The organism is Stenotrophomonas sp. HMWF003, assembly GCF_003061285.1.
Lineage (GTDB): Bacteria > Pseudomonadota > Gammaproteobacteria > Xanthomonadales > Xanthomonadaceae > Stenotrophomonas > Stenotrophomonas maltophilia_AP.
The window spans coordinates 1-8,493 of record NZ_QAIW01000037.1 but is presented as its reverse complement, the minus strand read 5'-3'; the positions used below and the strand labels follow the sequence as shown (position 1 = coordinate 8,493).

Genomic DNA, 8,493 nt, shown 5'->3' with positions numbered 1-8,493 from the left:
GGGGGAGGGCGGTGTGGGGCGCAGTGTAGGCACCCAACGCCACCTGAACCGGGGGGCTAGTACCAATAGGTTATCTGCGTGGCGGTGACTCGCGCGTACAAATGCGTCCATCCACCGCGACCCTCGACGCACCATCCGGGCTGCGGTGTTCCCCACGGAACCGGCCCGCACACGTGCAGGCCGGACGCGCCGATACCGTCCCTCCGGAGTCCGCCATGCACATTCCCACCGCCGCCCCCGTCGCGGCCAAGCCGCTGCCGTTCTATCGCCAACTGTATTTCCAGGTGGTGGTGGCGATCGTCCTGGGCGCCATCCTGGGCCACTTCGAGCCGGCCTTCGCCGAATCGCTGAAGCCGCTCGGCGATGCCTTCATCAAGCTGGTGAAGATGATCATCGCCCCGGTCATCTTCCTGACCATCGTCACCGGCATCGCCGGCATGACCCACCTGCGCACGGTGGGCCGGGTGTTTGCCAAGTCGATGGCCTACTTCCTGTTCTTCTCCACCCTGGCCCTGATCGTGGGCATGGTGGTGGCGCACGTGGTCCAGCCCGGCGCCGGCATGAACATCAACCCGGCCGACCTGGACCAGACCGCGGTCCACAGCTACGTGGAAAAGTCCCATGAGCTGACCCTGACCGGCTTTGCGATGGACATCATCCCGGCCACCCTGGTCAGCGCCTTCGTCGATGGCAACATCCTGCAGGTGCTGTTCGTGGCGGTGCTGTTCGGCGTGGCCCTGGCCCTGACCGGTGCCAAGGGCCGCCCGGTGCTGACCTTCCTGGAGGCGCTGACCGCCCCGGTGTTCCGCCTGGTCCACATCCTGATGAAGGCCGCCCCGATCGGCGCCTTCGGTGCCATCGCCTTCACCATCGGCAAGTACGGGGTGGGCTCGCTGGTCAACCTGGCCTGGCTGGTGGGCTCGTTCTACCTCACCGCCTTCCTGTTCGTGGCGGTCATCCTGGGCGTGGTCTGCCGCCTGTGCGGGTTCTCGGTGTTCAAGCTGGCCCGTTACCTGAAGGCCGAACTGCTGCTGGTGCTGGGCACCTCCTCGTCGGAGTCGGCGCTGCCGTCGCTGATGGAGAAGATGGAGCGCGCCGGCTGCGCCAAGTCGGTGGTGGGCCTGGTGGTGCCCACCGGCTACTCGTTCAACCTGGACGGCACCAACATCTACATGACCCTGGCCGCGCTGTTCATCGCCCAGGCCACCAACACCGAGCTGACCCTGGGCCACCAGATCGCGCTGCTGCTGGTGGCGATGCTGAGCTCCAAGGGCGCCGCCGGCGTCACCGGGGCCGGCTTCATCACCCTGGCCGCCACCCTGGCCGTGGTGCCGGAAGTGCCGGTGGCCGGCATGGCGCTGATCCTGGGCGTGGACCGCTTCATGAGCGAATGCCGCTCGCTCACCAACTTCATCGGCAATGCCGTGGCCACCGTGGTGGTGTCGCGCTGGGAAGGTGCGCTGGACCGCGACCGCCTGGCGCTGGCCCTGGACGGCCGCGAGGCCGAACTGCCGGCGCTGACCACCGACGACCTGCCGTCGCCGCTGACCGCCCCGGCCCGCTGATACCCGTTTGATGCTTGCGTGTGTTGCAGGGCCTGCCCCGTCCCCCCGGATGGCAGGCCCTGATTTTTTGTCCACGTACCGTCGGTGATGCGGGTTGTCATCGCACTGCGCCACGCTGCGCATACGCTGCCGGACGGCGCGAATATGTGCGGTTGCAGCATGATCGCGACAGCGTAGCGACAGGTCCATCCACGCCAACGGGGGTATGATCCCCTGTTCCTCTCGCCCATTCATCTGCAGAAAGCGATGTCCAACGAAGATTTCAAACAGGCTGCCCTCGATTACCACCGCATGTCGCCGCCGGGCAAGATCCGCGTCGCAGCGACCAAGCCGATGCTGACCCAGCGTGATCTGTCGTTGGCGTACTCGCCTGGCGTGGCACACGCCTGCGAGGCGATCATGGCCGACCCGCAGCAGGCCAGCGAACTGACCGCCCGCGGCAACCTGGTCGCCGTCATTTCCAACGGCACCGCCGTGCTGGGCCTGGGCAACATCGGACCGCTGGCCGGCAAGCCGGTGATGGAAGGCAAGGGCGTGCTCTTCCAGAAGTTCGCCGGCATCGATGTGTTCGACATCGAGATCGACGAGAACGACCCGGACAAGCTGGTCGACATCATCGCCTCGCTGGAGCCGACCTTCGGCGGCATCAACCTGGAAGACATCAAGGCCCCGGAGTGCTTCATCGTCGAGCGCAAGCTGCGCGAGCGGATGAACATCCCGGTGTTCCATGACGACCAGCACGGCACCGCGATCATCGTCGGCGCCGCGGTGCTCAACGCCATGGTCGTGACCGGCAAGCGCATCGAAGACGTCAAGCTGGCCACCACGGGCATGGGCGCGGCGGGCATCTCCTGCGTCAACATGCTGGTCTCGCTGGGCCTGAAGAAAGAGAACATCCTGGCCTTCGACCGCGACGGCGTGATCCACACCGGCCGCACCGACCTGGACCCGGAAAAGGCGCGTTACGCACGCGACACCGACAAGCGCACGCTGGCCGAGATCGTCGACGGCGCGGACATTTTCCTGGGCCTGTCGGCCCCGGGCATACTCACCGCGGACATGGTCAAGACCATGGCCAAGGACCCGGTGATCTTCGCGCTGGCCAACCCCACTCCGGAAATCATGCCGGAAGTGGCCCGTTCGGTCCGCCCGGACGCGCTGATCGGCACCGGTCGTTCGGATTACCCGAACCAGATCAACAACGTGCTGTGCTTCCCGTACCTGTTCCGCGGTGCGCTGGACGTGGGTGCCACGGCGATCAACGAAGAAATGAAGATCGCCTGCGTGCACGCGATCGCCGCGATGGCGCGCCGCGAGGCCAGCGACCTGGGCTCGGCCTATGGCGATGAGACCCCGAGCTTCGGCCGGGATTACCTGATTCCGCGTCCGTTCGACCGCCGCCTGCTGGTGGAGCTGTCCGCCGCCGTGGCCCAGGCCGCGATGGATTCGGGCGTGGCGACCCGCCCGGTGGCCGACATGGGCGCCTACCGCGAGAAGCTGGCCCAGTTCGTCTACCGCACCAGCCTGATGATGAAGCCGGTGTACGACCGTGCGCGCGCCGACAAGCAGCGCGTCGTCTACGCCGAGGGCGAAGAGGAAGTGGTGCTGCGCGCCGTGCAGAACGTGGTGGATGAAGGGCTGGCCCGTCCGATCCTGATCGGCCGCCCGGACGTCATCGAATCGCGTATCGAGCGCCTGGGCCTGCGCATGAGGGCCGGTGATGATTTCGACATCACCAACATCAACGACGACCCGCGCTTCAACGATTACTGGCAGTACTACCACAACCTTACCGGGCGTCGCGGCGTGACCGTGGCGGCGGCCAAGAACCTGATGCGTTCGCGGCCGACGTTGATTGCCGCGGTGATGGTGGCGCGCGGCGAAGCCGACGCCATGCTCACCGGCGTGGTAGGCCGCTTCCACAAGAAGCTGGGCTACGTGCGCAGCGTGTTGCCGCTGGAATCGAAGGTGACCTCGACCTCGGCGATGACCGGCGTGATCAACCAGCAGGGCGTGTTCTTCTTCGTGGACACCCACGTGCAGGAAGACCCGACCGCCGAGCAGATCTGCGAAGCGACCCTGCAGGCGGCCTACCGCATGAAGCTGTTCGGGATCGAACCGAAGGTGGCGCTGCTGTCGCACTCCAACTTCGGCAGCCACGATTCCCGCGACGCGCTGAAGATGCGCACCGTGCGTTCGCTGCTGCTCAAGCGCAACCCGCGCCTGAACGTGGACGGTGAAATGCAGGGCGACACCGCATGGGACGAGGCACTGCGCCAGAAGCTGCTGCCCGACAGCACGCTGAAGGGCCGCGCCAACCTGTTCGTGCTGCCCAACCTGGAAGCGGCCAACATCGCCTACAACCTGGTGCGCGTGTTCACCGACGGCGTGGCGATCGGCCCGATCCTGATGGGCGTGGCCAAGCCGGTGCACATCCTGACCACCAGCGCGACCTCGCGCCGCGTGCTCAACATGACCGCCATCGCGGCCGTGGATGCGCAGATCCGGAAGCAACTGGAGGCGGAGAAGAACGCCTAAGGCGTTCTTCCCCCTGCCGTTGCCAAAACGCGCCCTTCGGGGCGCGTTTTGGTTTCGCGCCGCGAAACCGGTAGCTACCGACCGTTGGTGGGCAGGCGTTCTGCTCTGCCACACGCACGCCGCACCCCGGTCACCCGCCTGCAACCTGCCGAGGGCCCAATACCCCCACGCGGCCCGGCCGCGGCGGCGGGCTACCGGCTCCCGCCGCCCTGGGCCCGACCAGATCCCCTTGAGAGTCCGGAGCCGTGCCATGCGCCATCGAATGACCCGACGCTATTTCCAGCAGTTGTTCGCGTTGTATGCCGGCCTGGTGGGCGCGCGCTGACCCACGAAAACGTACCGACCCACGGTCGGTACCCGCCGCCCGCTGGCCCAGTGGTCGTCTCAACGCGCCTGCACGTACGCCGCCCACAGCGCCGGCAACGCCAGCCCCGTGCGCGCCTGCCACAACGCGGGCGTGTAACGCCCGTCGCGCAATGCGCCGTCCAGTGCCTTGACCAGCCCCGGATGCTGCGCCTCGCTCCACGCCAGGAACGCGCCGGTCACCCGGTAGCCGGTGTCGAAGCTCTGCCCGTCCTTCACCTTCGTCGGCAACGCCCAGCCCGCGGCCGCATTTTCCCGGCCGTAACGATCACGCGCGTAGTCGGCAATGCCTTCCACCAGCCAGCCCGGCACGCGTTCATTGGCGTATTCGGGGTAGCCCTGCACGATGTGCATCGCCTCGTGGGTAACCAGGTCGACGTCGTCGGGGTGCTTGGCCAGCCAGGCCGGATTGATGGTGATGGTGGCCGCGCCCTTGCCCTCGCCGACGAAGGCGATGCCGTCGTAGCCCGGATCGATCACGATCCGCACCTGCGAGGGCGCGCCCGGATGGAAGTCGGCGCGCTCGCGCACATACGCGGCAAAGAACGTGTCGATGATGCGCGTGCGCATCGGGGCGGCCAGCGCATCGGCCGGATCGCTGTAGCGCAGCGTCACCCCCTCGCGCTGCTGGCTGGCCTCGAACGCAGCCGCATCAAACCCCGCCAACGCCCCCAGCAACACGGCAAGGCCGGCCGCTGGCCGGCTCCCCACACCCCAAGCCGCCGCCCGCGTCAAAAAACCACGCATGCCCATGCTCACTGCTCCCCCATGGGTGCCAGCAACTCCACTTCGGCCAACTGCATCCGCCCCGGCGCGGCGATGCGCAGCCGGTACTCGGCGTAGCGCCCGGGTTTGCCAATGGCGAACGGCCGGGTCTGCAGCGCCCAGGCAAAGTCCTCGCCGCGGCGCTCGTCCAGCGTGACCCAGCGGCCGCCCGTGCGCCGGGCTTCCAGCGTCCACGCACCGCCGCGGATCGCGCCGTTGCCACTGGTCAGTGTGTACATCGACGGCGTGCCATCGCTCACCCCGCTGAACACCACCGTGCCTGCGCCCACCGGCACCGTGGTGCCGGCATCGTCATCGAGCAGGGCCGGCACCGCGCGACCGTCGGCCAGCTGCGCGCGTGCACCGCTGCCCAGCAGGTCATGCAGCAGGGCGGGGCGCTGGCCGCGTGCGGTGAGCGAGCGCGGCGCATCGTCCGGGCCGCTGCCCCAGGTCGAGGGCTGCGGGCCCATCACGAAGTCCAGTGTGGCGCCCTTGGCGATCACCTCGTGCGGCACCCAGGTCTTCGACCACGGCTTGCCGTTGATCTTCAGCGACTGCACGTACACGTTCTCACGCGAGTTGTTGGCGGCATTCACCGTGAGCACCGCGCCGCCCTGCAGTTCCACCCGGGCATGGCGGAACGCCGGCGAACCGATCGCGTATTCGGGCGCGCCCATGCGCAGCGGGTACAGGCCCAGCGAGGCCAGCACGTACCACGCCGAGGTCTCGCCATTGTCCTCATCGCCCGGGTAGCCCTGGCCGATTTCGCTGCCCACGTACAGCCGCGCCAGGATCTCGCGCACGTGCTGCTGGGTCTTCCACGGCTGCCCGGCGTACAGGTACATCCAGGGGATGTGGTGGGCCGGCTGGTTGCTGTGCGCGTACATGCCCATGCGCACGTCGCGCGCCTCGGTCATCTCGTGGATGGTGCCGCCGTAGGAGCCGGCAAAGGCGGGATCGGCGGTTTCCGGGGTGGCGAAGAAGGCGTCGAGCTTGGCGGCCAGCTGCGCGCGGCCGCCATACAGCCCGGCCAGGCCCTCGCCGTCGTGCGCGGCGGTGAAGGCGAAGGTCCAGCCGTTGCTCTCGGTGTAGTCGTGGCCCCACACGCGCGGGTCGTAGTCCTTGGCGGCCAGGCGCCAGTGTCCGTCGGCGGTACGGCCCTGGAAGAACCCGGCGGCCGGGTCGAACAACGTGGCGTAGGTGCCGGCGCGATGGCTGAAGTAGTCGGCCTCGGTGGCATAGCGTTCGCGTGCGGCGGCGCTGCCGGCGCGCTTGGCCAGCGCTTCGGCCATGTTGGCGATGCCGAAGTCGTTGAGCGCGCCTTCCATCGTCCACGACATGCCTTCATGCACGTCGGCACTGGCGTAGCCGCGGAAGGTGGAGCGGTCCATGCCCTTGCGCCCGACATGGCGGTCCGGCGGTACCACGGTGGCGTTCTTCAGCGCGGCCGCATAGGCCTCCTCCGGGTCGAAGCCGCCGATGCCCTTCAGCCAGGCATCGGCGAAGGCCACGTCCGAACTGGTGCCCACCATCAGGTCGGCGTAGCCGGGCGAGGACCAGCGCGCCACCCAGCCGCCGGCGCGGTACTGCTCCAGGAAGCCCTGCACCAGCGCACCGGCGTCGTCCTTGGTGAACAACGCATAGGCCGGCCAGGTGGTGCGGAAGGTGTCCCAGAAACCGTTGTTGACGTACACCTTGCCGTCGCGCACCGGGGCGAAACTGCGCGTGGCGCTGCCGTCGGTGTTGTCCTCGGCGGCGCTGGCCTGGCTGGCGTAGCGCCACTCGGGCGCGGCGGCGCTGCCCACGTTCTCGTGGCCGGAGTTCGGGTACAGGTACAGCCGGTACAGGCTGGAATACAGCGTGGTCTTCTGGTCGTCGCTGGCATCGCCGATGTCGAACGGGGCCAGCCGTGCGTCCCATGCGTCCTGCGCGCGTGCCGCCACGCGGTCGAGCGTGTCATCGGCGGCCAGCTCCAGGGCCAGGTTGTGGCGGGCCTGCTCGATGGAGATCAACGAGGTGGCGATGCGCATGGTGACCGTGCGCGTGCTGCCGGCATCGAACTTGATGTAGCCGGTGGGGCGGCCGGTGGTGATCTGGCCGCTGCTGCGCCAGGGTGCGTCGAAGCTGGCCACCACGTACATGCGGGTGGCGCCGTTGGACAGGCCGCTGCGGGTGTCGGTGTAGCCGGACAGCGTCTGCGTGGCCGCGTCCAGGGTCAGGCCGCCGCGTGCGTCGACGTTGTCGAACAACAGGTTGGCGTCGCCCTTCTCGGGGAAGGTGAAGTGGAACAGCGCGGCATGGTCGGTGGGTGCGATCGCCGCGGCGATGCCGTTGTCGAAGCGCACGTCGTAACGGTAGGGGCGCGCACGTTCGTTGTCGCGCGAGAACGACAGGGCACGTTTGGCGCGGTCGGCCTCCGGCACGCCGCGGGCGCTGGACGGCATCACCTGGAAGGTCTGGCGGTCGCCCATCCACGGACTGGGCTGGTGGCTCAGGGCCAGTGCCTGCAGCTGCGGGCGGTTGCGCGCGTCGTTCTGTTCGTTCCAGCGGTACAGCCAGTTCAACGCGCCGGCATCGGTGACCGGGGTCCAGAAGTTGAAGCCGTGCGGCACCGCCGTGGCGGGGAAGTTGTTGCCGCGCGAGAAGGTGCCGTTGGCCTGCGTGCCGCGCGTGGTCAGCACCCAGTCCGACGGGCGCTGTGGTGCGGTGCGCGGCTGCGCGCCCAGCTGCACGTCGTCGATCCAGCCCGACACCGGCGCACCGGCCGCACTGGCCACCTGCAGTTCCACCGCCACCACGCGGCGGCCACGCAGGGCCGGCACCTCGCCCAGGCGCACGGCCTTGCGCGCCCACTGCTGCGGGTACAGCGTCTTCGAGTCGCCCTGCGCGGTCGCGCCCAGCGCACTGCCATGCTGGTCGCGGGCGTCGCTGGCCGAGACCCGGCTGCCGTCGTCCAGCAGAAGGTCCAGCGACACGTAGGTGGAGGCCACGGTGTCAGCGCCGACGATCTCCGGCAGCACTAGCCAGCTCAGCGTGGTGTCGGCCTCGATGGCCACGTCGGTAGTGAACAGGCGGCGCTGCTGGGTGCCGCCGCTGCCGGTGTAATGCAGGGCGCGCAGGCCGCTGTAGCCGACCCCCGGCTTGGCCGCATACGGCGCGCGCGGACCGCCGCCCACCTCCACCTGCAGGGCCTGCTTGCCGGCCAGCGGCGCCGGTTCGCCGCGCTCGAAGGAGGTCTGCAGGCCCTGGCCCAGGGCGGGCA

The 8,493-nt window shown here is 68.7% G+C and carries 4 protein-coding genes; 2 read left to right on the top strand and 2 right to left on the bottom strand.

Annotation, left to right across the window (positions count from 1 at the left end; genetic code table 11):
- Positions 1 to 215: 215 nt before the first annotated feature.
- Entirely contained in the window at positions 216 to 1,565 is a 1,350-nt protein-coding gene (locus DBR34_RS01340; RefSeq protein ID WP_038686359.1) for a dicarboxylate/amino acid:cation symporter, read from the top strand.
- Between the two features lie 246 nt (positions 1,566 to 1,811).
- Entirely contained in the window at positions 1,812 to 4,103 is a 2,292-nt protein-coding gene (locus DBR34_RS01335; protein ID WP_128095402.1) for an NADP-dependent malic enzyme, read from the top strand.
- A 384-nt stretch (positions 4,104 to 4,487) separates the two neighbouring features.
- Here the strand turns inward: DBR34_RS01335 and DBR34_RS01330 are convergent, their stop codons facing one another.
- Together DBR34_RS01330 and DBR34_RS01325 are read right to left on the bottom strand one after the other, a co-directional pair.
- Complete coding sequence (locus tag DBR34_RS01330; protein ID WP_258223608.1) at positions 4,488 to 5,147, bottom strand: basic secretory family protein; 660 nt, start codon at positions 5,145 to 5,147, stop codon at positions 4,488 to 4,490.
- Positions 5,148 to 5,221: 74 nt separating this feature from the next.
- A complete protein-coding gene (locus tag DBR34_RS01325; protein ID WP_258223609.1) occupies positions 5,222 to 8,485 on the bottom strand; it encodes a GH92 family glycosyl hydrolase in 3,264 nt (1,087 codons plus the stop codon).
- Positions 8,486 to 8,493: the final 8 nt, after the last annotated feature.